This window comes from Sagittula salina (assembly GCF_017813235.1).
Classification (GTDB): Bacteria; Pseudomonadota; Alphaproteobacteria; order Rhodobacterales; family Rhodobacteraceae; genus Sagittula; species Sagittula salina.
Genome location: NZ_JAGISH010000003.1, coordinates 83,207 through 109,470, shown reverse-complemented (window position 1 = coordinate 109,470; position 26,264 = coordinate 83,207). Strand labels below are relative to the sequence as shown.

20 protein-coding genes and 3 pseudogenes are annotated in these 26,264 nt (G+C 65.7%); 17 read left to right on the top strand and 6 right to left on the bottom strand.

Annotation, left to right across the window (positions count from 1 at the left end):
* Positions 1 to 222: 222 nt before the first annotated feature.
* Positions 223 to 459, bottom strand: a pseudogene (locus J5474_RS06770) (ATP-binding protein); the annotation flags it as partial.
* 29 nt (positions 460 to 488) lie between these two features.
* Between J5474_RS06770 and J5474_RS23240 the strand changes: the two are divergent.
* The 5 genes and pseudogenes from J5474_RS23240 to J5474_RS06750 form a co-directional block, all read left to right on the top strand.
* Positions 489 to 647 (top strand): annotated as a pseudogene (locus tag J5474_RS23240) (IS1595-like element ISTme1 family transposase); the annotation flags it as partial.
* Between the two features lies 1 nt (position 648).
* Positions 649 to 1,396: pseudogene (locus J5474_RS06765) on the top strand (IS66 family transposase); the annotation flags it as partial.
* Between the two features lie 656 nt (positions 1,397 to 2,052).
* Complete coding sequence (locus tag J5474_RS06760) at positions 2,053 to 2,571, top strand: Hsp20/alpha crystallin family protein (protein WP_209360056.1); 519 nt, start codon at positions 2,053 to 2,055, stop codon at positions 2,569 to 2,571.
* Between the two features lie 9 nt (positions 2,572 to 2,580).
* Positions 2,581 to 3,225 carry a phosphoribosyltransferase gene (locus J5474_RS06755; protein WP_209360055.1) on the top strand — a complete coding sequence of 215 codons (645 nt, stop codon included), beginning with the start codon at positions 2,581 to 2,583 and terminating at the stop codon, positions 3,223 to 3,225.
* A gap of 220 nt (positions 3,226 to 3,445) precedes the next feature.
* Positions 3,446 to 4,222 carry a Crp/Fnr family transcriptional regulator gene (locus J5474_RS06750; RefSeq protein ID WP_209360054.1) on the top strand — a complete coding sequence of 259 codons (777 nt, stop codon included), beginning with the start codon at positions 3,446 to 3,448 and terminating at the stop codon, positions 4,220 to 4,222.
* A gap of 343 nt (positions 4,223 to 4,565) precedes the next feature.
* Here the strand turns inward: J5474_RS06750 and J5474_RS06745 are convergent, their stop codons facing one another.
* From J5474_RS06745 to J5474_RS06735, 3 genes are read right to left on the bottom strand one after another with little or no spacing between them, the layout of a single operon-like run.
* Entirely contained in the window at positions 4,566 to 5,129 is a 564-nt protein-coding gene (locus tag J5474_RS06745; protein ID WP_209360053.1) for a hypothetical protein, read from the bottom strand.
* Positions 5,126 to 5,683 (bottom strand): HPF/RaiA family ribosome-associated protein, encoded by a 558-nt coding sequence (locus J5474_RS06740; protein WP_209360052.1) that lies wholly within the window; start codon positions 5,681 to 5,683, stop codon positions 5,126 to 5,128. The genes J5474_RS06745 and J5474_RS06740 overlap by 4 nt, the downstream gene beginning before the upstream one ends.
* A 9-nt stretch (positions 5,684 to 5,692) precedes the next feature.
* Positions 5,693 to 5,971, bottom strand: a complete 279-nt coding sequence (locus tag J5474_RS06735) for a glucose-6-phosphate isomerase (RefSeq protein ID WP_209360051.1) — start codon at positions 5,969 to 5,971, stop codon at positions 5,693 to 5,695.
* A gap of 410 nt (positions 5,972 to 6,381) precedes the next feature.
* On the opposite strand from J5474_RS06735, the gene J5474_RS06730 reads away from it, so the two are divergent.
* The gene (locus tag J5474_RS06730) at positions 6,382 to 6,807 is read left to right on the top strand and encodes a phasin family protein (RefSeq protein ID WP_209360050.1); all 426 of its coding nucleotides are present in this window, start codon (positions 6,382 to 6,384) and stop codon (positions 6,805 to 6,807) included.
* A 105-nt stretch (positions 6,808 to 6,912) separates the two neighbouring features.
* Positions 6,913 to 8,904, top strand: a complete 1,992-nt coding sequence (locus J5474_RS06725) for a hybrid sensor histidine kinase/response regulator (protein WP_209360049.1) — start codon at positions 6,913 to 6,915, stop codon at positions 8,902 to 8,904.
* Here the strand turns inward: J5474_RS06725 and J5474_RS06720 are convergent.
* Complete coding sequence (locus J5474_RS06720; RefSeq protein WP_209360048.1) at positions 8,859 to 9,587, bottom strand: response regulator transcription factor; 729 nt, start codon at positions 9,585 to 9,587, stop codon at positions 8,859 to 8,861. The two genes, J5474_RS06725 and J5474_RS06720, sit on opposite strands and share 46 nt — an antisense overlap.
* 430 nt (positions 9,588 to 10,017) lie before the next feature.
* Here J5474_RS06720 and J5474_RS06715 point away from each other — a divergent pair, with 430 nt between their 5' ends.
* Positions 10,018 to 11,175 (top strand): EI24 domain-containing protein, encoded by a 1,158-nt coding sequence (locus J5474_RS06715; protein WP_209360047.1) that lies wholly within the window; start codon positions 10,018 to 10,020, stop codon positions 11,173 to 11,175.
* 14 nt (positions 11,176 to 11,189) lie between these two features.
* On the opposite strand, the gene J5474_RS06710 is transcribed toward J5474_RS06715, so the two are convergent.
* Positions 11,190 to 13,769: a cation-translocating P-type ATPase gene (locus tag J5474_RS06710; RefSeq protein ID WP_245216302.1), complete on the bottom strand. Its 2,580-nt coding sequence runs from the start codon at positions 13,767 to 13,769 to the stop codon at positions 11,190 to 11,192.
* Between the two features lie 416 nt (positions 13,770 to 14,185).
* Between J5474_RS06710 and acsA the strand changes: the two genes are divergently transcribed.
* The 9 genes from acsA (at position 14,186) to ppsA (ending at position 26,232) form a co-directional block, all read left to right on the top strand.
* A complete protein-coding gene (gene acsA, locus J5474_RS06705) occupies positions 14,186 to 15,883 on the top strand; it encodes an acetate--CoA ligase (protein WP_209360046.1) in 1,698 nt (565 codons plus the stop codon).
* A 2-nt stretch (positions 15,884 to 15,885) separates the two neighbouring features.
* On the top strand, positions 15,886 to 17,874 hold the full coding sequence (pdhA, locus tag J5474_RS06700) for a pyruvate dehydrogenase (acetyl-transferring) E1 component subunit alpha (protein WP_245216300.1): 1,989 nt from the start codon (positions 15,886 to 15,888) through the stop codon (positions 17,872 to 17,874).
* A gap of 16 nt (positions 17,875 to 17,890) precedes the next feature.
* Positions 17,891 to 19,132, top strand: a complete 1,242-nt coding sequence (locus J5474_RS06695) for a dihydrolipoamide acetyltransferase family protein (RefSeq protein ID WP_245216298.1) — start codon at positions 17,891 to 17,893, stop codon at positions 19,130 to 19,132.
* Positions 19,129 to 19,380 (top strand): acyl carrier protein, encoded by a 252-nt coding sequence (locus J5474_RS06690; RefSeq protein WP_209360043.1) that lies wholly within the window; start codon positions 19,129 to 19,131, stop codon positions 19,378 to 19,380. Before J5474_RS06695 ends, J5474_RS06690 begins: the two co-directional genes overlap by 4 nt.
* Positions 19,381 to 19,554: 174 nt before the next feature.
* Positions 19,555 to 20,802: an ABC transporter substrate-binding protein gene (locus tag J5474_RS06685; protein ID WP_209360341.1), complete on the top strand. Its 1,248-nt coding sequence runs from the start codon at positions 19,555 to 19,557 to the stop codon at positions 20,800 to 20,802.
* A 46-nt stretch (positions 20,803 to 20,848) separates the two neighbouring features.
* Positions 20,849 to 21,751, top strand: a complete 903-nt coding sequence (locus J5474_RS06680) for a carbohydrate ABC transporter permease (RefSeq protein WP_209360042.1) — start codon at positions 20,849 to 20,851, stop codon at positions 21,749 to 21,751.
* Positions 21,748 to 22,641 carry a carbohydrate ABC transporter permease gene (locus J5474_RS06675; RefSeq protein WP_209360041.1) on the top strand — a complete coding sequence of 298 codons (894 nt, stop codon included), beginning with the start codon at positions 21,748 to 21,750 and terminating at the stop codon, positions 22,639 to 22,641. Before J5474_RS06680 ends, J5474_RS06675 begins: the two co-directional genes overlap by 4 nt.
* A gap of 2 nt (positions 22,642 to 22,643) precedes the next feature.
* Entirely contained in the window at positions 22,644 to 23,750 is a 1,107-nt protein-coding gene (locus J5474_RS06670) for an ABC transporter ATP-binding protein (RefSeq protein WP_209360040.1), read from the top strand.
* An 85-nt stretch (positions 23,751 to 23,835) separates the two neighbouring features.
* A complete protein-coding gene (gene ppsA, locus J5474_RS06665; RefSeq protein ID WP_209360039.1) occupies positions 23,836 to 26,232 on the top strand; it encodes a phosphoenolpyruvate synthase in 2,397 nt (798 codons plus the stop codon).
* The last annotated feature ends 32 nt before the right edge of the window (positions 26,233 to 26,264 follow it).

Below are 26,264 nucleotides of genomic sequence, written 5' to 3'. Positions count from 1 at the left end.
CCCGATAAGGCGGCGGTTGTTGGACCAGTCGACCCATTTCAGTGTTTCCCATTCCACGGCATCGGCCGATTTCCACGAAGTGGATGACCTCGGTTGTCAATCGGCACGCAATCTTGCCCCCTAACGGCATCCAAAAATGCCCCCCTTGGAACGCACGGCTAGCTGGCCCGATGCGGTGTGGCCTCCATACAGCGCAGCGGTATCGGGTCAGCGGGGTCTTGGTCATTCGCGGCTCTTGAAGTGCCAGCTCTCGTTGCCGGTTTCGACGATGTCGCAGTGACGGGTAAGGCGGTCGGGCAGCGCAGTGGTCATCTTCGCGTCGCCGAAGACCGAAGGCCGTTCCCCGAAGTCGAGATTGGTCGTCACGATGATCGAGGTGCGCTCGCAGAGGCGGCTGACGAGATGGAACAGCAGCTGGCCGCCGGTCTGCGCGAAGGGGAGATAGCCGAGTTCATCCACTGCCCGACACCAGCCCAGCCGTGGGCTTCTCGGGAATCGTAGAGGCGGATGAAACCTACCAGCGGGAGTCGCGCAAGGGTTCTCGCGAATGGGTCCGGCACTTCGCAGATCCGAAGAAGGTCGCACCGCCGCCCCACCCCAGGTGGGAGGATTACACGACGAAACGGCTGAAAATGATGCGGGGGCTCCCTTTCATTTTACAGGCAGAGCCCTGTCCTGGCTCGCTCCGGGATCCAGCTCGACCGCAGCAACCTGGACTGGGCAGGCACCGCTGCCTTCCACCTCAGTACCGTTGTCGACCGGCTGACCCGAGCACCTCAAGACATCCGGCAAGCTATTCATGCCCTCTCGACAGCGTCCTTTGGCTGCACCTGGTGGGTGAGAGACGAAGCGGCCGTACCTGTCCTCGCCCCGGGGGACCTGGCCGACCACGACCGGCTACCTCAGGGCGCTGGCTGGCGCCGATCGGGGTCAAAGAGGCGATGACCCGCCCGGTGTGGTCTTTACGGCCGAGGGCCTGCACCTGTCTGCCCGCCAAACCGGCAGTTCACCACTCGTCGCCGAGTTCGGGGACTGGCTTCAGGCACAGCGCTTGCGGGTCTCGGCCAAGTTGCGCCTCGGCGAGAAGTTGACCAATATCCACCGGCAGTGGGACGGCTTGCAGACCTTTCTCCACGACGGCCGCGTCGAGATCGACGCCAACGTCGTTGAAAACCTGATCCGCCTTATCGCGATGACCGGAAAGAACGCACTCTTCGCCGGTCACGACGCAGGCGGACGAACTTGGACCCCTATTGCCTCGCTGATTGCAACGGCAAGGATCAACGGCGTCGAACCCTTGGCCAACCTGAAGGCAACCCTCGAAGTTATCACCACCCGCCCCCCGGCCGGCAGCAGGATCGACGATCTCCTGCCGTCGAACGTCAAGTCGCCAAGCCGATCACCCCGGGGCGCGGAGACACCGCATACGCAGGTGAGACGTTCCGCTGCCATGTCACGCTCACGCGGAAGCTGTCCTTATTCGCGTAGGCTTGCGAAGCGTGTTCATGTTTCATCGTATGATCGTGGTTCGGAAAGCCCGCGATAAAGAAGAAGCGATAGGTTTCCGTCATACGTGGTCAACGCTTGTACTGGCATGCATCTATAATCAACTGCGACGAAGCAGACCTTGGTTATACTACCGCCTGCGCTGGCTCTGTCCGCATAGCCGACGTCTGTCTCAGGCAGTTTCCGAGGAAATCTTCGGGGGCTTTCTGCTCTACATGGTGTTGCGCATTCAAGGCGATCAGCTCCGCGCTGTACCATATACTGCAAAGGGCTGCGTCATTGGTGGGTCCCTTTCGCCATGGCGATCGCTCCGGCGGCATTCTCCGGCAGGGGTGCCGTTCTCCGCGGCATCGCCTGTCGCGCCTGCTTGTCGGCTGTCAATGCCCCTTACTCGTTCTGCTGGCAGCCTGAGCCCGTTCGCAGCGTCCTGCGTCTCCTTGTCCCTGTGACGTGGGTCCAAGCCAGTCGCGAACGCTTCTCCTGTCGGATCAGGCTTCTGTCGAACCCGACCGGGGGGCATCCCGCTTTATTGCTCAGGAGATCAGCATGACCACCAAGGACATCCCCATCACCCGGACCACCACCTCTGATCCGTTACCACGCCCGCCTGCCGCATGGACCGGCTTCGGCAGCCTGCGCGACGAGATAGAGCGCCTCTTTGACACCTTTGAGCCGCGCCAGTGGTTTGAACGCGGCCCTCGCCTTTTTCGCGACGACACTGGCATGACGGTATTGAGTCCCGCGATGGATCTGACCGAGTCGCCCGAGGGCTACCGGTTGGTGGCCGAACTGCCCGGCCTTGAACCCGCGCAAATCACGGTGAAACTGTCCAACGGCAGCTTGGCCGTCAGCGGCCAGAAGTCCGAGGAGAGGAAATCCGACGACGAGACCTGGCATATGCGCGAACGCCGATGGGATAGCTTCCAGCGCAGCATCCGCCTGCCCGAGAACGTGGAAACCGACAAGGTCGAGGCACAGTTTGCCAACGGCATCCTGACGGTGACCCTGCCGAAGACCGCCGTTGCCCGGGCTTCGGAGCGCACCGTCTCGGTCACGGCGGCGTGACGGCCCGTGGTGCTGTTTCATGATCGCACCGAAGCGGCGTCGCAGCTGATCGCCGCCCTGCCCCAGCGCATCGGGCCGGAGTGGATCGTGCTGGGTATCCCGCGAGGCGGGGTACCCATCGCGGCCGCCGTGGCGCGCCACCTGGGGGCGCCGCTTGACGTGGTGGTTGTGCGCAAGGTCGGCGCCCCCGGCAACCCCGAGGTGGCGCTGGCCGCCGTCACCGGCCCCGATCCGTCGCAGCGGGTGGACAATGCCGCGCTGAGGCGCTCGCTGGGCCTTGGCGGGCAGCAGGTTGAGGCCATCGCTCGGGAAGAGGTCGCCGAGGTGGCCCGCCGCAGCAAGACCTTTGCCGATGCCCGACCGCCGCTGTCACTGAAAGGTCGGCATGTGCTGATCGTCGACGACGGCGCTGCCACCGGCACCACGCTTGCGGCTGCAGTCCGCGCTGTCCGCGATCAGGGCGCGATCGAGATCGTCGCCGCCCTGCCGGTGGCGCTGAGCCACGGGCTTGACCCCCTGCGCGGTCTGGGCATCGAGGTGATCTGCCCCCATCCGTCCGAGCCGCTGGCCGCCGTGGGGCAGGCCTACACCATCTTTGATCAGGTGCCCGACGCGACCGTGACCGAAACCCTGCGCGGCAGCCTTCGTCCCTGACCCGAGTCCCTGCACAATTCTGCACAGTTAACGTTTGGTAAATATTTTAAATTTGGGATGTATTTCTTCTGGTAGATGTTTCGACGACTCGTCGCACCCCCTTTGAGCGTGCGGCGCTCGGTTGCAGAGAGGGGCAGGCATGCACGGCCAGACCGATACCACATCGCGGTGCGACAACCGGTGTCGTGTCTGCACTTCTCGGCGCAGGGGTTTCTGCCAAATGCTCGGGGATCAGGCGCTTGCTGCCTTCTCGGTGCGGACCACGCGTACGCATTTCCACGGTGGCGAAACCATCATTACCCAAGGCGATGAGGTCGGACGCATCGGCGTCGTCGTCTCGGGATTGCTGAAGATCGTGGTGTTCACTGAAGACGGGGCCGAACACGTTCTCCAGACCGTCGGCCCCGGCCAACTGGTGGGCAACACCGACGGTCAGCGGCATGGCCACGCCGTGGAGGCCGCGACCGATGGCATGGTCTGCTGGATGCCGCGTGAGGCCTGGAACAGTTTCCTCAAGGCCCGGCCAGAGCATTACCAAGCCTTTCTTTCGGTAACACTGCAGCAGTATCAGGAGGCGCAACAGGGAGTCATCCGGATGCGGGGCCGGAATACTTTGCAACGCGTCGCCTTCTGGTTGCTCGACCAGAAGCCCGCCCGCGGCACGGGAAATGTGCCCTTGATCCGCATCGCCCTGTCCCGGCGAGACCTTGCCTCGTTGCTTGACATGACGGCAGAGACCCTGTGCCGCGCGCTGCACCAACTGATCGAGCGGAGCGCCATCCGCTTGCCCGCGTCCGACTTGGTCGAGATCGTCGACATGGAACGTCTGCGGCAGTTGGGTAAATACCCGCGTGATCGCATCGCCGGCGCCGAGAACCCGCGCGCGACACCCTTCCCGCATCCATTTGTGCAGGTCGCGTCCTCCGACCGGTTCGAGGCGACGATGCCGCCGGAGCGGCTGAAGCGGCTGAGTGAATTCGGCGCTGCCAGTCGTTAATGCAACCACGCCGCTTTTCCAGACGCAGCATATTCCGCAGAATCGGTTATGTTTCCCAGCTCAAGGACCTGCGCCCCAAATTCCGTGGTCAGGCCGCTCTTTTCATAGCGGAGCCATCCACGCGGTTCGTTGATTGTCGCGCCAACCTCACGGTTGTGGCGGGCAATGGCCCGCCAGACCAGTTTTCCGACGACCGGGCACCATTCTCCACAGCGATGGCGGCGATGCCAAACCCGTACACCAGGTCGTGAGCAAGTCCCGAGACTATGACGCCGGACTGTGGTCCTCCTCCGGGTTGACGCCCGCCTTGCGCCGGCCCCGGATGCGCAGTCATTGACTGCGGTCACGTGCTCCAATCATGGACATGCACATCCTTCCCGGAGTGCTGCCTCAGGATGTCACGCGCCAGTGCCTCGCGCTCGGCATCTTTGACGCGCACCCACAGCAGGATGCCGCCCCGTCGCAGTTGGTCGGCGTAATACTCGACGTGGTGCTGATGAAGCTGCCTTGCCGCCAGAGTTCCGACCAGCGCTGCGGGTCCACCGCCGATGGCAATCGCCGCGACCGAGGCTGCCAGCGTGCTGGCCGGGGTCAACAGCGCCAGCATGGCGATATAGGACCCGAGAAAGAAAAAGCCCCCTGCAACGCTGCCTTCCAGCTCGCCCATTGCCTCCTCGGACACGAAATACGTGCGCGGCACGGCGGGATCGTCCTCCAATTCGTCGGCGCTCCAGAAGTGGCGGCCCAGCGTCTTCTCCACCGTCTCGTGGTCGGCCAGGAGGCTGATGTCATGGCGGCTGAAGCCCACCATCATCAGGTCATATATCGCGCCCTGTAATGCCTCGACGCTGGCAAAGACACCGACGGCCTCGGGCACGCGGATGACTGTGAGAGTGTCCCGGGTCATGACGCCGCCGCCAGGCTGACGGCCACTGCATAAGGACCCTTCTCGCCCATCATCTCGCGGAACCGCAGGCGCTGCCCCATTTCGAGCTGGTCCCAGGCATCCGAGGTGAGGCTGTCGCGCTGGAAATAGACCGATTGGCCGTCATCGGCGCGGATCGTGCCCCAGCCCAGTTCCGGCTCCAGCTGGGTGACCTCGCCGTGCAGCACGGGCGCATGATGTTTCACCTCCAGCCCGGCCATGGTCTTCTTTTGCCTCTTCAGGTGCTTCTCGGCAGCGGAAAAGGTCCGGTTGACGGCCAGAAGCAGGTCACCCCGGGCGCTGCCCTGCGCCACTGCGCGTTCGGCATGAAAATCGGGGCCGGGGATGTGGAGTGTCAGCCGCGCCTTTACCACTCGGCCGTGGGCCTTGCGTTTCTGATCGGCCTCCAGCACGACCTCGCAGCCGGTGATGCGTGGGTGCAGGCGTTCAAGTACGGCGATACGGCGCGCGACCAGTTCCGCCACTGCATCCGAGGGGTCCAGATTACGCCAGCTCAGGATCGGTTCGATTTGCATGGCGGGACCTCACGGGCAGGGAGCGTAGTAATACGTGCCGTCGCCGCGCGCATAGGCACAACGGTCCGTAGTGGCGTTCTGCGCAACCATGACGCCCGCTGCGGCACCGGCCAGCCCCGCGATCAGGCGCCAGTCATCATCGGCATCCAGCGCTTCGGCGGTGATCAGCCCGGCGGCAGCGCCGCCTGCGGCACCGGCCACGGTGCGCTGTTCGGGTGTCATGTTCTCGCACGCAGCGGCCAGCAGGAGGCCCGAGAGGGCCAGCGCAGCAAGTGGGAAACGGGTCATGGGATAGCTCCTCTGTCGTCTGGGGCCAGCCTCTCACCCCTGCTGCGGCGGCTCATTGACAGCCGTCAACCAGTTGCGCCAAGGCGCCCTTTCAGAAGGCGGCTGTCATGCAGGGCACGGATCGCGTCGCGCCACTGCGGGCCGTGGCGGCGACCGAATACACAATGGCGTTCGGCCCGGGATGTCACGGTCGAACAATGGCAGCATAGACGGGTGTGGTCGCCAGGCTGCAAAGGAGCTCTGGGTGGAGGCCGGATTGTGCACGTCCTGCGCCGCGGCCGCGCCTGTATGTGCACCGGGGGCCTCGCACGGGCCGTCGCTCCCTCCTGATCAGCGTATCGTTGACCGTTAACAATGCCCCGCACGCCCCGCCATGCCAAAAGGATTCGACCTGCAAAGGAGGACTGACCATGGCCACCGAAACCCGCTCCACCTCGCACCCCATGGCAGAGGCTGGCATCGTTCCCCTCGGCCTCGGTAACGGTTTCGACCAGCCGCTTTTCGACGCCATGCTCAAGATGCAGGCAAATGCCGCGAAGCGCGTCATCGAAATGAATGAAGAGCTGCTGCGGTTCACCACGCATCGTCTGCATGCCGACGATGGCCTGATGACACAATTGCTGAAACCACAGGCCCCCGGCACCCTGGCCGAGGCCTGGAGCCGCTTCATGGCAAAGACGGTCCGCGAATACGCCGAAGAGTATCGCAAGGTCTGGAGCCTCGCGCTCGACCAGGCGGCGCAGGGTGCCGAAGAAGCCCAAAATGAGGCCCTGAACGCGATCTCGACCGCCGTCGAACAGGCCACGCCGCACACCACGGGGCACACGCCGGTCTGACGGCCCGGGGACAGGACGCAATGCTCTTTTCCATTTGCATTGGAAAGGGGCATCCTCATCCTGCAGGCGAAAGCATACGTCGGCAGGACGGGCGGGAGGACGACCATGGCCGGACAAGGGGAATTGCCGCCGTCACCCGACGACGCCGTCCTGCGCAGCCTGGCCGACCAGTTGTCAGGGCATATCGCGGGCGTGCAGGTGCCGGTCGCCGTCTTCGACCGGGAGATGCGCTACGTCACCGCCTCGGACGCTTGGCGCCGCGCGTTCCAGACCGGCGACAGCCCACTGAAGGGGCGACAGCACTACGAGGTCAGCCCCTGGATTCCCGCAGAGATGCGCGCGCGCCATATTCGGGGGCTGGCAGGCGAGGATAGCACGGGCACCGTGCAAAGCTCCCTGCCCGACGGCTCCACCAGCTTTGCGCGCTGGTACGTCAGTCCGATCCGAGAGGCGGGCGGGCATATTTCGGGGATCACCGTCACCGCGTTGGACCTGACCGCCGAGCAGGATCGAGCGGCGTCGCTCATGGACGACGTCTCGACGCTCGAAAGGCGCCTGGAAACTGTGATGGAGCACGCGGGCATCGGCGTATTCGAACGCGATTACCGGTCCGGCAAGCTCTACCTGTCCGCCACGCTGCGACAGATTCTCGGCATGGGTCCCGACGACGAGCCGGAAACCGCATGGGATATCCTCGCAACCGGGGACGATCCCCGCCGGCTGGAAGAGGCCCGCGCCCGCACTCTCCCGCCCGGGAGTGACGGAACGCTGGACATGCAGTTCGCCACGGAGATCGACGGGCAGCCGCGGCGGCTGGAACTGCTCGGGGCGGCGTCCGTGGACAGTCCAGGCCATCAGCGCTGGATGACCGGTGTACTACTCGACCGCACACGGTCGGCGCGTCTTGCGGAGGCATTGGCGCACTCGCAACGCCTGGAAACCGTGGGACGCATGGCAGGGATCGTCGCGCATGATTTCAACAACCTGCTGACGGTGATCCTGTCGAACCTCGAATTCGCGGCATCGGAGGCTGAGGGCGATCTGGCCCGCGCCCATATTGCCCGCGCAACCGAAGCGACACGCCTTGCCGCGGGCTTTGGCCAGCGGCTGCTGTCACTCGCCGGACCGCGGCGGTCGGGCGGACACGCCTTCGAGATCGACACACATCTGGCCGAGACCTGGAACCTGCTGCACCGCCTTCTGTCCGACGGCATTCGCGTCGTGTTCGTACCCGGCGCGCCGGGCGCCGCCATCGCCATCGACAAGGCGGAGCTGGACGGCGCGCTGCTGAACCTCGTGCTGAACGCGCGCGACGCCTGCGGCGGGGATGACGTGGTCACTCTGGCCAGCGGTTGTGTCACGCTCGATGCGACCCAGGCGGCGCGCCACCCCCACGGGCGGGCCGGGCAGTACGTCACCGTCAGCGTCACCGACACCGGGCACGGCATGTCTCCCGAGACACTGGCCCAGGCGCTGGAACCCTTCTACACGGCCAGTCCCGGACACGCCGGGGCCGGGCTGGGACTGACCAGCGTGGCACTGACGCTGAACCGGGCGGGGGGTTTCATCGACCTCGACTCGACCCTCGGCAAAGGCAGCCGCGTGACGCTGTTCCTGCCTTTGGTCGCTCCCCCACCGGCTTCGACGAGCGCTGGCGAAGTCCCTGACCGGCTGCCCATGGGCGATGGCGAGGTGGTGCTGATCGTCGAGGACGACCCACTGGTGCGCGACGCGACGATGGACCGGGTCGAAGCCCTGGGCTACGTGGCGCTCGAGGCGGGGGACGTGACCCAGGCACTGGCGAGGCTGGACGCCGGAGAGCCCGTGGATCTTGTGTTCTCGGACGTGGTGCTGCCCGGAACGCTGACAGGTTTCGACCTGATGGCGCGGCTGGGTCGCGATTATCCGGGTATGGCGCGGCTGCTTGCCTCGGGTCATGCCTCGAAACACGCGCTGTACGATCAGAACAGCGCACTGGCCGTTGAACTCCTGCAAAAGCCCTACACCCTGCACAGTCTCGCTTGGGCCATGGCCGAAGCGTTGCGCCGTGTTCAGCGCCAGGCAGGGACGGGCGTGATCGGTGCCGACAGAACGTAACCCACGCCCCGCACCGAACGTATCTTTGTCGGCGCATCCGGGATGCCATTCAGTTTGCGCCGCAGGCGCGCGACATGACCGTCAATGGTGCGATCGAATGGCGACCAGGGCCGTCCGTGCAGCGCTTGGCTGATGTCGTCGCGGCTCAGCACCTGCTCGGGACGAGCCAGGAAAAGTGCCATCAGCTCTGTTTCCAGGCCGGTCAGCTCAACAGTCTCCCCGGTCGCGTCCGGCGTTACCTGCCATGCTGCCAGGTCGACAAGCGTGTCGCCCACCCGAACCGCTCCGGCGCTCGCCGGGGTCCGGGCGGCGTAGCGTTCCAGGACCCGGGCCACGCGGATCGCCACCTCGCGGCCATCGAACGGTTTGACAATGTAATCATCGGCCCCGACCGCAAGCCCCTCGGCACGGTCCGCTGGCGCACTCCGCGCCGTGATGATGATCACCGGCACGTTCCATCTGGCACGCAGGCGCCGAGCCGGTGCAAGATCGTCACCCGGGTCGAGACCCAGATCCAGGGTCACGAGGACGACGCGCTCTTGGTCGAGGATTTCCTGCATGGTGGCGACATCCCCGGCTTCCAGCACGGTCCGACCGTCACCTTCGAGAATGCGCCGCAGGACTCGCCGAATCTCGGGGTCATCGTCCACCACCAGGATATGGGCGGTCGTGTCGGTCGTCATGAAATGATCCGGGTCCTGTCAGGCAAGGGCATCGTCCGGGTAGCGTGGGGCTGAAAGGGAAACGCGGGGGACTTCGGCTCCGGTGTCGGCCGAAATCCTTTTGCGCCATTGCCGTCAGGCCCCCTTTCTGATGCGGGACGATACCTCAGGGCTCCGGGCTTGTCACTAAATGCTCCCGGCCATGGCATCCACCAGCCGAGGTGGCGGCCGATCCCGGCCCGCAGAATGACGTAGGCCACTTGATCCCGGCACCGCTGCCCCGATCGCCACGGCCAGCTTTCCCCACGGGTGAAAGCCTGCGGTGCCAGCGGCCAGTGCCCTTTGGTATCCCGTTCCGGTCCGGCCTTGACCGCTGACAATGACGGCGGCGGCCGGCACTGCCATCTTCGTCTCCCGACACGACGCCTGCCCACACACCGGAGACTCTGCCATGTCCAGATCCCCCCTGAGGTATTTCCTGACCGCCCTTGCCTTGCTCGCTGCCCTGCCTCTCGGTGCCGAATCCCGGCGCCTTGCCACCGGTTCGGACAACTTTGTATCGGGTCAGGGCGCCACCGTCTCGAGCGAAAGCCCCGGCGACCTTTTCGTGGCCGGCGGAACGGTGATCGTCTCGGCGGCGACCCGGGGAGATGCCCACGCGGTGGGCTTCGATGTCGGCATCGAGGCCCCCGTCGCGGGCGACCTCTATGCTGCAGGAGGCAGCGTGACGGTACATGCGCCCGTGAGCGAGGACATGACCACCGCCGCCGCCAGCCTGCGGCTGGCTGGCACGGCCTCCGTTGGCGGCAACGCGCGGTTGGCCGGAGCGGTGGTGATCCTCGACGGTCCTGTGGGTGGATCGCTGACCGCCAGCGGGGCCGAGCTGACACTGAACGACACGGTGGGCGGCGACGCGCGGCTGAGTGCCGAAACACTGACCTTCGGTCCCGACGCGCGTATCCTGGGGCGCCTGACCTATGCCGCGCCCGAGCCATTGGAGATCCCCGTCTCCGTCATCGCGCCCGACCGCGTGACCTACGAACGGTTGGATATCCCGGCCTTCGTCACCGATGCCCACGAACGCTGGCGGACCGGCGCGATGCCCTCGGTGCCGCTGGTGCGCGTGGCGCTGCTGACCACGGCATTGTCGATACTGTTCCTGCTGGCGGTGGCGGCGATCTTTCTCGCCTTTGCATCGGAACTGTCCGAACGCCTGCGCCGCTCGGTGGCGGATCGCCCCGGCAGCGCCTTCCTTGCCGGGCTCGGGGGACTCGCTGCGCTTTTCGGGCTCGTGCCTGTCGCGGTGCTGACGATCATCGGCGTGCCCATGGTGCCGCTTGTTGTCCTCGCCATCCTCGCCGCCTGGATGGCGGGCTACCTGCTGGCGGCGTATTTCATCGCGCAGCACCTGCTCGACGCCACGCGCGGCGACCATCCGCACGGGCTGGCCACGCGCCTGCTGGCGCTGGCCGGGGTGCTGGTGTTGATGGCGCTGTTGAACTTCGTGCCCCTGCTGGGGTGGTTCGTGAACTTCACACTTGTGCTTCTGGGCATCGGCGGCTTCACGCTCGCCGTCGCGCGCCCGTTGCCGCCCGATGTGCCCCGCTGACGCCCGCCGAGGCTTTAGGCCTTGCCGGATGGCAAGCCGGACTGAGTTTGCCGCCATGACAGCACCACGGTGCCCGCAACCAGAGGCACGAGGCTCGCGCCGACCGCAAGCGACAGCGCGGGCCAGCCGGGGAAAGGCAACGTCAGCAGACGCGCAAGCCCGGGCCATCCCAGCGCTACCGCCAGCAATGCCAGGCACAGCCCGATTGCACCCAGAACGAAGGGATTGCGCATCTCCTCGCCACGCCACAGGTTGCTGCCCCGACGACGCACCAGGAACAATGCCCAGAGCTGCGACAGAGACAGGGTGACAAAGGCGACGGTCACCGCCTCGCCCGGCTCCAGCATCATGACGTACAGCGCCGCGACAAAGGCGGCCAGGACGGCGGCCGTCAGCGCCAGCCCGAGCACCGCCACGCGATGCCAGTCACCTGAGGTAATAAGCGGCTCGGACGGCAGACGCGGCGGACGATCCAGCACCCTGTCCGATCCCGGCCCCAAACCCAGAGCGAAGGCCGGAAAGACATCAGTCACCAGGTTCAGAAACAGGATCTGCAAGGGCATCAACGGCATCGGCAGTCCCGCCGCCACGGCGAAGCCCACCACCAGCACTTCGGACAGGTTGCAGGCCATCAGGTAGACGATGAACTTGCGGATGTTGTCAAAGATGATGCGCCCCTCGCGCACCGCTTCGACGATGGTCGGAAAGGCATCGTCCAGCAGAATGATGTCGGCGGTCTCGCGTGCGACCTGTGTACCGCGGTGGCCCATGGCGATACCGATGTCCGCCCGCGCCAGAGCGGGCGCGTCGTTCACTCCGTCACCGGTCATCGCCACCACTTCACCCTTGCGCTGAAAATGTTCGACCAGCGCCATCTTGACCTCCGGAGGGACGCGCGCCAGCACCGGGAAGGTCTCGGCCCCGGTCAGGTCGCGCGCCAGCGCCTCGCCGTCGAGAACCGGTTCCGACTGCTGCGCGATACCGGCTTCGCAGGCGATGCGGGCGGCCGTGGCCGCGTGGTCGCCCGTGACCATCACGACGCGGATACCGGCGCGACGACAGGCCTTGATCGCGTCCGGGACCTCGGAACGCAGCGGGTCGGACAGCGCCATAAGTGCGACCAGTGTCAACCCATGCCAGGGGTCATCGCCATTCTGTCCGGTCTTTTCGGCGAGACCGATCAGGCGCAGCCCCTCGGACCCGGCCTCGGCCACGCGGTCGGCCCAATTGGCCCGCGCCTCGGCCACAAGCGGTCGGACGTCGGTCTCTGTCCGCTCAAAGGTGCAAGCGGCCAACACCGCCTCCGGCGCACCTTTTACCACGACATGGACGCCAGACCCGGCGGCAAAGATCTGTGCGGTCATACGCCGCTCCGCGTCGAACGGGTGCCGGGTCACCGCAGGTACATCCGCCCCGAGCCCTGCACGCTCTGCTGCCTCGACAAGGGCCGCATCCATCGGGTCCGCCGCAGCGTCACTGGCAAGCCCTGCCAACCGCAATGTCACGGCCGCCCGGCTGTCCTCTGCGGCGACATCCCCCAAAGGCAGCAGGATGCGTGAGAGTTTCATCCTGTTCTCTGTCAGGGTTCCGGTCTTGTCGGTCAGGATCAGCGTCGCTGCACCCAGTGACTGAACCGCCGAAAGGCGACGCACCAGCGCATTCCGGCGCAGCATCCGCGTCATCCCCCGCGCAAGGCTCGCCGTCGCGACCACAGGCAGTCCTTCGGGGACCGCTGCGATGGCCAGCGCCACGCTGGTGCGCAGGATCTCGGGCAGCGGATAGCCACGCAGAAGACCCGCCCCGACTGCGAGCAGGCACAATGCGGACATCAGCCAGATCAGTCGCGCCCCGAGAGCGTCGAGCCGCGTCTCGAGCGGCGAAGCCGGTTCCGCCTCGTCCACCAGCGCGGTGATCCGCCCGACTTCCGTTGCCATCCCGGTGGCACAGACGATGCCCAGCCCAGTCCCCCGCGTCACATGCGCCCCTCGGAACGCCGTGTTCGACCGCGCCACCAGCGGCGTGTCCAGCGGAAGCGGGCGACTGTGTTTTTCCACTGGCAGGGATTCCCCGGTCAGGACAGATTCGTCGCAGGTCAGGGCCTCCGCCTCGATCAGCCGCAGGTCGGCTGTCACCACCTCGCCGGCTTCCAATGCCACGATATCGCCCGGCACCAGCATGCGGGCATCCAGCGAAACGCTGGCACCTTCGCGCAGGACCCGGGCCTGGGCCTGCGCAAGGTGCAGCAAAGCCTCCATGGATCGCGCCGCCCGCCACTCCGAGACAAAACCGATCGTTGCGTTCATTATCAGGACCACCAGAATGGCCAGCGCCTCGACCCTGTCCCCAAGGATCAGCGAGACCGCTGCCGCCAGCGCAAGAAGACCAACCACGAGACTGCGGAACTGGTGCAGCAGGATCGCCAGGGCACCGCGTCGGCGCCGCTGCGCGAGCACGTTCGAACCATGAAGCGTGCGGCGCGCGGCCACCTCGGGTGGGGTCAAACCGGTGCGGCGCGTGTGCAGCATGTCCATGACGTCTTCGGGCGTCCGGGAATGCGGCGCGGCGTCGAGAGGCGGCTGGATTGGCTGGGGCAAGGGCGGGTCTCCGGTCGTGACGGGATCGCGGCCATCAGACCAGGTGAGGGTGGCGCGCGGCTTGTCTGCAGTCAATACGGTGGCATGAAAGCGGGGTCCTCATGGATGCGAAACGCATCGCCCGCGCCCGTGATGCCCGGTCCGAAGCATCGCACGAACATCCTCGATGAACGTGACGGTAGTGCAAGCGCATGTGGTCCTTACCGGCTCAGTCGACCGGGATCACCGTATCCGCGCTGCGAAGATGTGACTTGGTCCATGCGCCCGGTGGGCGACCGCATTCTCGTCACCCCTTTTGCCAGCACGGCCGACCTGCGTGGCCGACCTGCGTGGCTGACCGACGGAAATGATCGGGTCATTGATCTCGCGCAAACAACTTTCGGCGGCATCAGGCATAATGGCAGCGGGAGGTGACCATGGACAGTCATGCGAATTCGCAGGAAACAGGCAGCGCCGCGGCCCGCGAGGATTTCGCCGATCCGCGCGACGGGTCTGTCAACATCGCGCGCGTGGCGCTGGACAGGCATGTCGAAAGCGGTCACGGGGTCCAGGTCGCGCTGCGCTGGCTGGGCAAGGACGGTGCACGCCGCGATCTGACCTATGCCGACCTGCGCGACCTGTCCGCGCGCTTCGCGTCGGTACTGCGCGATCACGGGTTGAACCGGGGCGACAGCGTCTTTGTCCTGATGGGCCGCGAACCAGAGCTATATGCCTGCGCCCTTGGCACGCTGCGGGCCGGACTGGTGTTCACACCGCTGTTCTCCGCCTTCGGCCCGGAACCGATCCGCACGCGGATGGAAATCGGCGGCGCCAACGTGCTGGTCACCACCGCCGCAATCTACCGCCGCAAGATCGCGCCGTGGCGCGACCAGATCCCGACCCTGAAGCTGGTGCTGATCGTCGATGGTGACGGCGATGCGCCCGAGGGATGCACCGCGCTTGGCCCCGCACTGGATGCGGCCTCTCCCGATTTTCCGGCGGTCGCTACCGCGCCCGAGGACCCGGCCCTGATCCACTTCACCTCCGGCACCACGGGCAAGCCAAAGGGTGCGTTGCACGTCCATGGCGCCGTGGCGTACCACGCCTTCTCCGGACGCCATGCGCTCGATCTGCAGCCCGGCACGATCTTCTGGTGCACCGCCGATCCGGGCTGGGTCACGGGGACGTCCTACGGCATCATCTCTCCGCTGGTGAACCGGGTGACGATGATCGTCGACGAGGCGGAGTTCGACCTCGACCGCTGGTATTCGACCATCCAGGCCGAAGGCGTGCAGGTGTGGTACACCGCGCCCACGGCCATCCGCATGATGATGCGCGCCGGGGCGGAGGCGGCGGCGCCCTACGACTTCTCCTCGCTGCGCTTCCTCGCCAGCGTGGGCGAGCCCCTGAACCCCGAAGCGGTGACATGGTCGGCGGAGGTTTTCGGCCAGCCCTTCCACGACAACTGGTGGCAGACGGAGACCGGCGGCATCATGATCGCGAACCAGCCCGGCATGGAGGTCAGGCCGGGGTCCATGGGCAAGCCGATGCCGGGCATCACCGCCGGCATCGTGGACCGCACCGAAGGCGGTCTGCGTGAACTGCACGACGGCGAGATCGGGGAACTCGCGCTGCGGCCGGGCTGGCCGTCGATGATGCGCGCCTACCTGCACGAGGAGGCACGCTACGCGAAGTGCTTCGTCGATGGCTGGTACCTCTCCGGCGACCTCGCCCGGCGTGATGCGGAGGGGTATTACTGGTTCGTCGGGCGCGCCGACGACCTGATCAAGACCTCGGGCCACCTGATCGGCCCCTTCGAGGTGGAAAGCGCGCTGATCGAACACGAAGCCGTCGCCGAGGCGGGCGTGATCGGCATCCCCGACGAAACCGCCGGGGAGATCGTCAAGGCCTATGTCACGCTGAACCCCGGCTTCGAGGCCTCGGACGGGCTTGAACGCGTGCTGCGCGGCCACGCTCGCAAGCGGCTTGGCGCTGCGGTTGCCCCGCGCGCCGTGCTGTTCCGGAAATCCCTGCCCAAGACGCGGTCAGGCAAGATCATGCGTCGTCTGCTCAAGGCCCGCGAACTGGGCCTGCCCGAGGGCGACATCTCAACGCTGGAAACGGACGAGACATGACCATGACCAGAAAACCGCATCTCGATCGGGCGCATGTTCTGGACCGGCTGAGGGATATGATCCGCATCCGACATTTCGAAGAAGCCTGCGCCGAGCTATACACGCAGGAAAAGATTCGCGGGTTCCTGCATCTGTACGATGGCGAAGAAGCGATCGCCGCAGGGGTGATCCCGGTTCTCGGGGCCGGTGATCGCATCGTCGCCACCTACCGCGAACACGGCCACGCGCTGGTGCGCGGTGTGCCCATGACCGCCATCATGGCCGAGATGTACGGCAAGGCGGAGGGCTGTTCCGGCGGGCGCGGCGGGTCGATGCACCTGTTCGACGCAGGGACGAACTTCTACGGCGGCAATGCAATCGTCGGCGGCGGGCTGCCGCTGGCCGCGGGGCTCGCGCTGGCCGACCGGATGCAGGGGCAGGACCGTGTGACGGCTTGTTTCTTCGGCGAGGGCGCCGTGGCCGAGGGCGAGTTCCACGAGGCGATGAACCTCGCGGAACTCTGGGACCTGCCCGTGCTCTTTGTCTGCGAGAACAACGGCTACGCCATGGGGTCGGCGCTGGCCCGGACGGAGGCGCAGACCGACATCCACGCCAAGGCCGTGAGCTACGGCATCGAGGCGCAGGTCGTCGACGGCATGGACGTGGTTGCCGTGGAGGCGGCCGCCCGCAACGCCATCGCGCGCATCCGCGAAACCGGACGGCCAATCCTTCTGGAATGCCGGACTTACCGCTTCCGGGCGCATTCCATGTTCGACGCGCAGTTGTACCGTGACAGAGCCGAGGTCGAGGAATGGCGCGCAAAGGGGCCCATCGTCCGCTTCCAGGGCTGGCTGCTGGAGAACGGCCTGATCCACGACACGGACGTGGCCGACATTGAACGGGCGGTGGACGCCGAAATCGCCGAAGCTGTTTCCTTTGCCGAGGCCGGGACCTGGGAACCCGTCGAAACGCTGCAAGCCCATGTCCTCGGGCCTCAGCCGGAGCCGCCCTTGCCCGTCGCGCCCTCTGGCCGGACCGAGGAAATCACGTACCGTGAGGCGGTGAAACAGGCGATCCGCGACGCCATGAAGCGCGACGACCGTGTCTTTCTCCTGGGTGAGGACGTCGGCGCCTACGGCGGCTGCTATGCCGTCTCGAAGGGGCTGATGGCGGAGTTCGGCGAGGACCGCATCCGCGACACACCGCTGTCCGAAAGCGGCTTCACGGGGGCGGGGATCGGCGCGGCGGCGGCGGGGATGCGCCCAATCGTGGAACTGATGACGGTCAACTTCTCGCTTCTGGCGCTTGATCAGATCATGAACACCGCCGCCACGATTCGCCACATGTCCGGTGGCCAGTTCGGCGTGCCACTGGTGATCCGCATGGCCACCGGCGCGGGCAAGCAACTGGCGGCGCAGCATTCCCACAGCCTCGAAGGGTGGTACGGGCATATCCCCGGCCTGAAGGTGCTGGCCCCCGCCACGCTGGAGGACGCGCGCGGCATGCTCTGGACCGCCTTGCAGGACCCGGACCCGGTGCTGATTTTCGAAAATGTCATGCTGTACAATCGCAGCGGGCCGCTCGACACCAACGCCGGACCGGTCGACATCCACCGGGCCGCCGTGCGACGCGAAGGCACCGACGTCAGCCTGATTACCTATGGCGGCTCCCTCTACAAGACGCTCGATGCCGCAGATGCGCTGGCGCAGCAGGGCATCTCGGCCGAGGTGATCGACCTGCGCAGCCTGCGCCCGCTGGACGACGCGACCATCATGGCCTCGGTCGCAAAGACCCGGCGCGCGCTTATCGTCGACGAGGGCTGGCGGTCGGGATCACTCTCGGCCGAGGTGATGGCCCGGATCATGGAACAGGCGTTCTGGTCGCTGGACGCCCCGGTGGGCCGGGTCTGCGCGCAGGAGGTACCGATCCCCTACCCGAAACATCTGGAGGATGCCGCGATCCCGCAGACGCCCGACATCGTCGCGGCGGTCAAGTCCATGTTGGGCCGTTGAGATGGGCGTATTCCGAATGCCCTCGCTCGGCGCCGACATGGAGGCGGGGACGCTGGTCGAATGGCTTGTCAGGCCAGGCGACGCGGTAGCGCGCGGCGATGTGATTGCCGTGGTCGAAACCCAGAAAGGCGCCATCGAGATAGAGGTCTTCGAGACCGGAACAGTGCACGACCTGACTGCCCGGATCGGCGCCACCCTGCCGGTGGGCACACCGATGGCGGTCATCCTGGCGGAGGGCGAGGCCCCGCAGGAAACTGTCCCGGCGAAACCGCAGAAGGAACCGCCCGTAGAGCCGCCCGGTAATCCGCCCGAACAACCGGCGGCCGGCCAGCCTGCAGAGCCGTCAGCGGAACCGGCCCCCGGAGAGCCGGCCTCGCCCCGGCAGCCGCCGCCGGAACCTGGAACGCCGGTCGCCGTGCCGCGGATGCTGCGGGCCTCCCCGGCGGCCCGCGTCCGGGCACGCGAACTTGGCGTTGACCTTGCCACGATTCGGGGCAGCGGGCCGGGCGGCGCCATCGTACTGGACGACGTGGGTGCCAGACGCCGTGCTGCGCCGCCTGCGCCAACCCTGCGGCCCGCGTTGCCACGCACGCCCATGGACGAGATGCGAAGGGCCATCGCCGCCGCCATGACGCGGGCGAAGCAGACAATCCCGCATTTCTACCTGTCCCACACGATGGACGCCCAGCCAGCCATCGACTTCCTCGCCGCGCGCAACGCGGATAGAACCCCCGCCGACCGTATCCTGCTGGGCGCCCTGTTTTTGCGCGCGGTGTCACTGGCGGCAAGCCGGGTGCAATCGGTGAACGGGCACTATAAAGACGGCGCCTTTCATCCTGCCAAAGTGGTTAACCCGGGGGTTGCGGTCGCGCTCAGGGGCGGCGGCCTCGTCGCGCCTGCGCTGATGGATGGCGCGGCACTGTCCATCGACGAGACCATGGCCGGGATGCGCGACCTCGTTTCTCGGGCCCGCGCGGGGCGGCTGAAGGCTTCCGAGATGACCGAGGGCACGATCACCGTCTCGGCCCTAGGCGAGAACGGGCCGGAGGCCATGACCGGGGTGATCTTCCCGCCGCAGGTCGCGCTGGTGGGCATCGGAGCGCCGCAGCGGCGGCCCTGGCTGGTGGGCGAAGAGGTCATGCCCCGCAGCACCATCACCGTCACGCTCTCCGCCGATCACCGCGCCAGCGACGGCCGCCAGGCGGCGCGCTTTCTCACCGAGTTCGAAACCCTCATCCAGGACCCCGAAAGCCTATGACCCCAGCCGAGATCCGCACCATCTACCTCGAGGAACTGACCCGCGTCGCGCCCGACATCGACGCGGCCTCCGTGGGGGACCACGACCACCTCCAGGACGACCTCGAGCTCGACTCGATGGATATTCTCAACATCGTGACCGCCCTGCACGAGCGCACGGGCGTGAACATCCCCGAAGTGGATTACCCCCGGATCGCCACCGTCGCACTGGCGGTGGACTACCTTGCGGCGGCCATGTCCGGGGCATGAAAACCCCCACCCATTGACCGAGGTCAAGGGAACGCGACAAACGCGGTGTTAACGTCAAGGCAAGCGGGGGCTGCGGGCCGCCTCGCATCGCGCGAGACCGGGCCGTCACGGTGCCCCCGCTGTCATCTCGGGAGGATATGACAGATGCGACTTTTTCGTGGATTGAATTCGGCCATGCACGCGGCCAAGCATGCAGCCTGTGCCGTCGCGGCCTTGGGCGTCAGTAGCGCCGTTCACGCCGAAGGCACCGTCGAGGTTTTGCACTGGTGGACCTCGGGCGGCGAAGCCAAGGCCGTCGGCACGCTGAAGGACGCCTTCGAGGCGCAAGGCGGCACTTGGGTCGATTCGCCCATCGCGGGCGGTGGCGGCGATGCGGCGATGACTGCACTTCGCGCCCGCGTCGTAGCCGGAAACCCGCCCACCGCCGTTCAGTTGAAGGGCCCCGGCATCCAGGAATGGGCCCAGCAGGGCGCCCTGAACGACGTTCAGGAGGTGGCAACGGCCGAGCACTGGGACAGCGTATTGCCGCCCGCGCTGGCCACGATCATGAAATACGATGGCAACTACGTCGCCGCCCCGGTGAACATCCACCGCGTCGACTGGCTCTGGGCCAACCCCGAGGCGCTGGCCAAGGCGGGCGTCGAGGATATGCCCACCACCTGGGAAGAATTCAACGCCGCCGCGGACAAACTGCAAGCGGCGGGTATTACGCCACTGGGCCACGGCGGGCAGGCCTGGCAGGACGCCACTCTGTTCGAAGATGTGGTGCTCGGTGTCGGCGGGCCGGATTTCTACCGCAAGGCCCTGGTTGAACTCGACCCGGAGGCGCTCGCCTCCCCGACCATGGTCGCGTCCTTTGACCAGTTGCGCAAGCTGCGCGGCTATGTGGACCCGAACTTCCCCGGTCGCGACTGGAACCTCGCCACCGCCATGGTGATGCGCGGCGAGGCGGCCTTCCAGATCATGGGCGACTGGGCCAAGGGCGAATTTCTTGCCGCCGGAAAGGTGCCGGGCGAGGATTTCCTCTGCGCGCCGACACCGGGTAACGGGTTTGTCCTGAACTCCGACAGCTTCACCTTCTTCAAGGTGTCGGGTGAGGACAAGTTGAAGGGCCAGCAGGTGCTGGCGAGCCTGATCATGTCGCCCGAGTTCCAGAAGACCTTCAACCTGGCCAAGGGGTCGATCCCCGCGCGTACTGACGTGTCGCTGGATGATTTCGACATGTGTGCGCAGAAGTCCCACGAGGACCTGCTGAAGGCCGTCGAAAGCGACGCGCTGGTGCCGTCGATGGCGCACGAGATGGCGATCCCGCGGTCGGTGCGCGGGGAGATCCTCGACCTTGTGACGGAGTTCTTCAATTCCGACATGAGTTCCGAGGACGCAACCGAGCGGCTGTCCGCTGCCATCATGCGCGCCATGTGACGGGCTGGAGGGGGCCGGTACCATCCCCGGCCCCTGCCGCATTGCAATGACCGAACATCCATCCCCCAGACTACAAGCCGAACGCTGGATCGAACGGCAGCTGCCACGGATCGTGGTGCTGCCGCTGTTCGCGCTCAGCCTGTTCTTTGTCTACGGCTTCATCGCGTGGACGGCGTACATATCCATGACGCCCTCCGGGGTCATGCCGGTCTATGACTTCCAGGGACTAGCGCAATACGAACGCCTCTGGGCCACGCCGCGCTGGTATGTGGCGATCCTCAACCTGTTCGTGTTCTCCGGCCTGTTCATCGTCATCGCCATGGCGATCGGCATCCTGCTGGCCATCCTTCTGGACCAGCGCGTCCGCGCCGAGGGGCTTATCCGCACCATTTACCTGTACCCGATGGCGCTATCCTTCATCGTCACCGGGACCGTTTGGAAATGGCTGCTGAACCCCGGGTTGGGACTGCAACGATTCATGCGGGAGGTCGGGTTCGAGGACTTTACCTTCGATTGGCTTGTGAACTCCGATTACGCGATCTACACGCTGGTACTGGCGGCGGTCTGGCAAAGCTCCGGCTATGCCATGGCGCTGTTCCTTGCCGGATTGCGGTCCGTCGATGACGAGATCCTGAAGGCCGCCGCAGTCGACGGCGCCAGCGGGTGGAAGACCTACACCTCCATCGTCCTGCCGATCCTGCGACCGGTATTCCTGTCCACGGTCATCATCCTCGCACACCTGGCGATCAAGAGCTTTGATCTGGTGATCGCGCTGACGGGCGGTGGGCCGGGTTATGCCACCGATATGCCGGCAACCTTCATGTATGCCTTCGCCTTCCAGCGCAGCGAATTGGGCGTAGCGGCGGCGAGCGCCACGATGATGCTGATGACCATCACGGCGATCATCGTGCCATACCTGTATTCCGAACTGCGGCGGACCAACCGATGAGACAGCGCCGCACCAGCGGGATCGTCCAGCCGAAGGGCCTGCGCAGCGTGCTGATGCGGATGGGCCTGTTCGCCGTGCTGGGGCTGTTCTGCCTGTATTACCTCCTGCCGCTGGTGGTCATGGTCTCGACCTCGCTGAAGTCGCTGGCCGAGATCCGCGAGGGCACCCTGCTGAGCCTGCCGCAGGCGATCACCTTTGATGCCTGGGCAAAGGCCTGGGATTCGGCGTGCGTCGGTGTGCGCTGCGACGGGCTGAAACCTTTCATGTGGAATTCCATCGCGATGGCGGTTCCGGCGGTGATCCTGTCCACGACGCTGGGCGCGATCAACGGCTATGCGCTGACGAAGTGGCGCTTTCCCGGCGCCGACTGGATTTTTGCTTTGATCCTGTTCGGTGCTTTCATTCCATTTCAGGTTGTGCTGTTGCCGATGGCACGCACGTTGGGGCAGCTGGGGCTGGCGGGCACCGTGCCGGGGCTCATCCTAGTGCATACGGTCTATGGCCTTGCATTTACCACGCTGTTTTTCCGAAACTTCTTCGTCAGCGTGTCGGACGGCATCCTCCAGGCGGCCAAGGTCGACGGGGCGGGGTTCTTCGGCATCTTCTTCCGGATCGTGCTGCCAATGTCGATCCCGGCCATCGTGGTCACGGTGATCTGGCAGTTCACCCAGATCTGGAACGACTTCCTGTTCGGCGTGGCCTTCACCATCGGCGACAGCAACCCGGTGACGGTGGCGCTGAACAACGTGGTGAACACCTCGACCGGGGTGAAGGAATACAACGTCGACATGGCCGCCGCGATCATCGCCGCGCTGCCCACCATGCTGGTCTATGTGGTGGCCGGCGCGTATTTTGTGCGCGGGCTGTCCGCCGGCGCGGTGAAAGGATAGCCATGGCCTCGGGAATCCGGCTGGAAAAGCTTCGCAAGTCCTTTGGTGCCACCGAGGTGATCAAGGGCATCGACATGGAGATCGAACCGGGCGAGTTCGTCGTGCTGGTCGGGCCGTCGGGCTGCGGCAAGTCCACGCTGTTGAATCTGATCGCGGGGTTGGAAACCGCGACCGGTGGCGCGATCCGCATCGGTGGCAAGCTGGTCAACGACGTGCCGCCGCGCGACCGCGACATCGCCATGGTGTTTCAATCCTACGCGCTTTACCCGACCAAAACCGTGCGCGACAACATCACCTTCGGTATGCAGACCCGGCGCATTCCGAAGGACAACCAGCAGGCAGCGCTGGAAGAATTCAGCCAGCTTTTGCAGATAGACCACCTGCTGGACCGCAAGCCGGGGCAGCTTTCAGGTGGCCAGCGCCAGCGCGTCGCCATGGGCCGCGCCCTCGTACGCAAGCCGGAGGTCTTCCTGTTCGACGAGCCGTTGTCCAACCTCGACGCGAAGCTGCGCATCTCCATGCGCACTGAGATCAAGAAATTACACCAGCGGCTGGGCAAGACCATCGTCTACGTAACCCACGACCAGATCGAGGCGATGACGCTGGCCACCCGCATCGCGGTGATGGACAACGGCCACATCCGCCAGTTTGCGCCGCCGGCCGACATCTATGAGAACCCCGTCGACCTGTTCGTGGCGGGCTTCATGGGGTCGCCGCCGATGAACATGCTTCCGGGGGTGCTGTGCCGGAACGGGGCGGCATTGGCCGTTCAGCCAAAGGGCACCGGCCTGCGTTTCCCCCTGCCCCGCCCATTGGCCGACCGCGTGACACTGCAGGACGGCGATCAGGTCGTCCTCGGACTGCGGCCGGAATCGATTTTCGCGGCGGAAACCGAACTTCCCGGCGAGAACCGCTTTGTCTTCGAGGAAGCGGTCGAGGTGGTCGAGCCCACCGGTCCGGACACGATGATCGTCTTCGACATCGGCGGCACCGAGATGATCGCCCGCGTCCGCCCCGAAGACGCCCGCCCGGAGGGGACCCGGTTTCGCTTCGAAGTCGACATGACCAAGGCCAAGCTGTTCACCCCGGACACCGGGCAGGCAATGTAACTGGAGGGCGACTTGATCGAGGTCAACGCCCCGGCGGTGCCTTTGGATAATCTCTGTGCAACATGTGGCGCAGGGGAGGCCGACGATGACCACCAACCAGACCGCGACGGGCGAAGTGATTTTCTTCGAGGACGTGCGCCGCGATGATGTGCCCCTTGTCGGCGGCAAGAACGCATCGCTGGGCGAAATGGTGCGGGAACTGGGCGGACTCGGCATTGCCGTTCCACCCGGCTTTGCCACCACCGCGGGCGCCTTCCGGCGGTTTATCGAAGCCAACGGCCTGGCCAGCCTGATCGGCGACACGATGCAGCGGCTGGACGCTGGCAAGATCACCCTGCACGAGGCCGGGAATACCATCCGCAAGGCGATCGCTTCGGGCGACTGGCACGAGGACACCGCGCAGGCGATCACCGCCGCCTACCGTACCCTGTGCAACCGCACCGGCCGGCCTGCGCTCTCGGTCGCGGTGCGGTCCAGCGCCACCGCCGAGGACCTGCCCGACGCCAGCTTTGCCGGGCAGCAAGAAACCTTTCTGAACGTCTCGGGCGAGGAGGACGTTCTGAAGGCCTGCCGCAACTGCTATGCCTCGTTGTTCACCGACCGGGCGATCAGCTACCGAAACGCCAAGGGGTTTGACCACCTCGATGTGGCCCTGTCCGTGGGCGTGCAGCAGATGGTCCGCTCCGACATCGGCGGGTCTGGGGTGATGTTCTCCATCGACACTGAATCCGGCTGGGACAAGGTCGTGCTGATCAATGCCGCCTGGGGGTTGGGCGAAAACGTGGTGCAAGGGGCCGTCACCCCGGATGAATACCAGGTCTACAAACCGTTCCTCGACGATCCCGCCCTGCGGCCGATCATCGAGCGCAAGCTGGGTTCCAAGGAGATCAAGATGATCTACGCGGACAAATCCACCCCCCGCCCGGTCAGGAACGTCCCCACCTCGCGCGCGGAACGCGCGGCCTTTGTGCTGAGTGACGACGAGGTGCTGGACCTCGCGCGTCAGGCCACGGTGATCGAACGCCATTACGGAATGCCTATGGACATGGAATGGGCCCGGGACGGCGAGACCCACAAGCTGTACATCGTACAGGCCCGACCAGAAACCGTGCAATCCACGCTACACGGCGCCGCGCTGCGCAGCTATTCCATCGGCAAGCACGGTCCCGAACTGATTTCCGGGCTGTCGGTCGGCGAACAGATCGCCACCGGCGCCGTCTGCCTGATCGAGGATGTGGCCGACATAGACCGCTTCGTTGATGGGGCGATCCTTGTCACCTCGAACACCGACCCGGACTGGGTGCCGGTGATGAAGCGCGCTTCGGCCATCGTGACGGACCACGGCGGGCGCACAAGCCACGCCGCCATCGTCAGCCGCGAGCTGGGTGTGCCCGCCATCGTCGGCTGCGGCAACGCCACTCACCTGCTGCACGATTTGCAGGAGGTCACCGTCTGCTGCGCCGAAGGCGACGTGGGGCACGTCTACGAGGGCATCGCCGAATACCAGGTCGAAGATCTGGACCTCGACCATGTGCCGCAGACCCGGACCAAGGTGATGCTGAACCTCGCCAATCCGGCCACGGCGGCGCGCTGGTGGCGGCTGCCCGCCGATGGCGTGGGCCTTGCCCGGATGGAATTCGTCATTTCCAACGCCATCCGCATCCACCCCCGCGCGCTGACCGATTTCGACCGGCTGAAGGACGACGCCGCGCGCGCCGAAATCGCCGATCTGACAGCGGGTTACGACGACAAGCGGGAATACTTCGTCGACCGTCTTTCGCGTGGGTTGTCGCGGATCGCGGCGGTCTGCCATCCAAATCCGATGATATTGCGTCTGAGCGACTTCAAGACCAACGAATACGCTGATCTGCTCGGCGGGCGGGAATTCGAACCCGAGGAGGAAAATCCGATGATCGGCTGGCGCGGCGCCTCGCGCTACTACGATCCGGGCTACAGCGACGGGTTCCGGCTGGAATGTCAGGCCATTCACCGGCTGCGCGAAGAGATGGGGTTCAGAAACGTAAAGGTCATGGTCCCCTTCTGTCGCACCCCCGAGGAAGCCGACAAGGTCCTGTCCGTCATGCAGGCAGAGGGTCTGGAACGCGGCCAGAACGACCTGGAACTCTACGTCATGTGCGAGATACCCTCGAACGTCATCATGGCAGAGGAATTCGCAAAACGCTTTGACGGGTTTTCCATCGGATCGAACGACCTGACTCAGCTGACGCTGGGCATAGACCGCGACAGCGACCGTCTGTCGGGGCTGTTCAACGAACGCGACCCGGCGGTGGTCTGGATGATCCGCACCGCCATCGAAAAGGCGCACGCCGCCGACCGCAAGATCGGCCTGTGCGGGCAGGCCCCGTCAAACTATCCCGATTTCGCACGCACGCTGGTCGCCGCCGGAATCGACTCGATCTCGGTAACGCCAGACAGCTTTCTTGCCGTGAAACAGCACGTTGCCGAGGCGGAAAGCCCGTGACCCACTGCAGGGCGACCGGGCTATTTTCCCAC

Excerpts from the sequence above, each read along its gene's own strand:
- ppsA (WP_209360039.1), top strand. The coding sequence starts at position 23,836 with ATGACCACCAACCAGACCGCGACGGGCGAAGTGATTTTCTTCGAGGAC.
- J5474_RS06675 (WP_209360041.1), top strand. The coding sequence starts at position 21,748 with ATGAGACAGCGCCGCACCAGCGGGATCGTCCAGCCGAAGGGCCTGCGC.
- J5474_RS06680 (WP_209360042.1), top strand. The coding sequence starts at position 20,849 with ATGACCGAACATCCATCCCCCAGACTACAAGCCGAACGCTGGATCGAA.
- acsA (WP_209360046.1), top strand. The coding sequence starts at position 14,186 with ATGGACAGTCATGCGAATTCGCAGGAAACAGGCAGCGCCGCGGCCCGC.
- pdhA (WP_245216300.1), top strand. The coding sequence starts at position 15,886 with ATGACCAGAAAACCGCATCTCGATCGGGCGCATGTTCTGGACCGGCTG.
- J5474_RS06745 (WP_209360053.1), bottom strand. The coding sequence starts at position 5,129 with ATGACCCGGGACACTCTCACAGTCATCCGCGTGCCCGAGGCCGTCGGT.
- J5474_RS06695 (WP_245216298.1), top strand. The coding sequence starts at position 17,891 with ATGCCCTCGCTCGGCGCCGACATGGAGGCGGGGACGCTGGTCGAATGG.
- J5474_RS06730 (WP_209360050.1), top strand. The coding sequence starts at position 6,382 with ATGGCCACCGAAACCCGCTCCACCTCGCACCCCATGGCAGAGGCTGGC.
- J5474_RS06760 (WP_209360056.1), top strand. The coding sequence starts at position 2,053 with ATGACCACCAAGGACATCCCCATCACCCGGACCACCACCTCTGATCCG.
- J5474_RS06720 (WP_209360048.1), bottom strand. The coding sequence starts at position 9,587 with ATGACGACCGACACGACCGCCCATATCCTGGTGGTGGACGATGACCCC.
- J5474_RS06750 (WP_209360054.1), top strand. The coding sequence starts at position 3,446 with ATGCTCGGGGATCAGGCGCTTGCTGCCTTCTCGGTGCGGACCACGCGT.
- J5474_RS06735 (WP_209360051.1), bottom strand. The coding sequence starts at position 5,971 with ATGACCCGTTTCCCACTTGCTGCGCTGGCCCTCTCGGGCCTCCTGCTG.
- J5474_RS06685 (WP_209360341.1), top strand. The coding sequence starts at position 19,555 with ATGCACGCGGCCAAGCATGCAGCCTGTGCCGTCGCGGCCTTGGGCGTC.
- J5474_RS06740 (WP_209360052.1), bottom strand. The coding sequence starts at position 5,683 with ATGCAAATCGAACCGATCCTGAGCTGGCGTAATCTGGACCCCTCGGAT.
- J5474_RS06690 (WP_209360043.1), top strand. The coding sequence starts at position 19,129 with ATGACCCCAGCCGAGATCCGCACCATCTACCTCGAGGAACTGACCCGC.
- J5474_RS06725 (WP_209360049.1), top strand. The coding sequence starts at position 6,913 with ATGGCCGGACAAGGGGAATTGCCGCCGTCACCCGACGACGCCGTCCTG.
- J5474_RS06670 (WP_209360040.1), top strand. The coding sequence starts at position 22,644 with ATGGCCTCGGGAATCCGGCTGGAAAAGCTTCGCAAGTCCTTTGGTGCC.
- J5474_RS06715 (WP_209360047.1), top strand. The coding sequence starts at position 10,018 with ATGTCCAGATCCCCCCTGAGGTATTTCCTGACCGCCCTTGCCTTGCTC.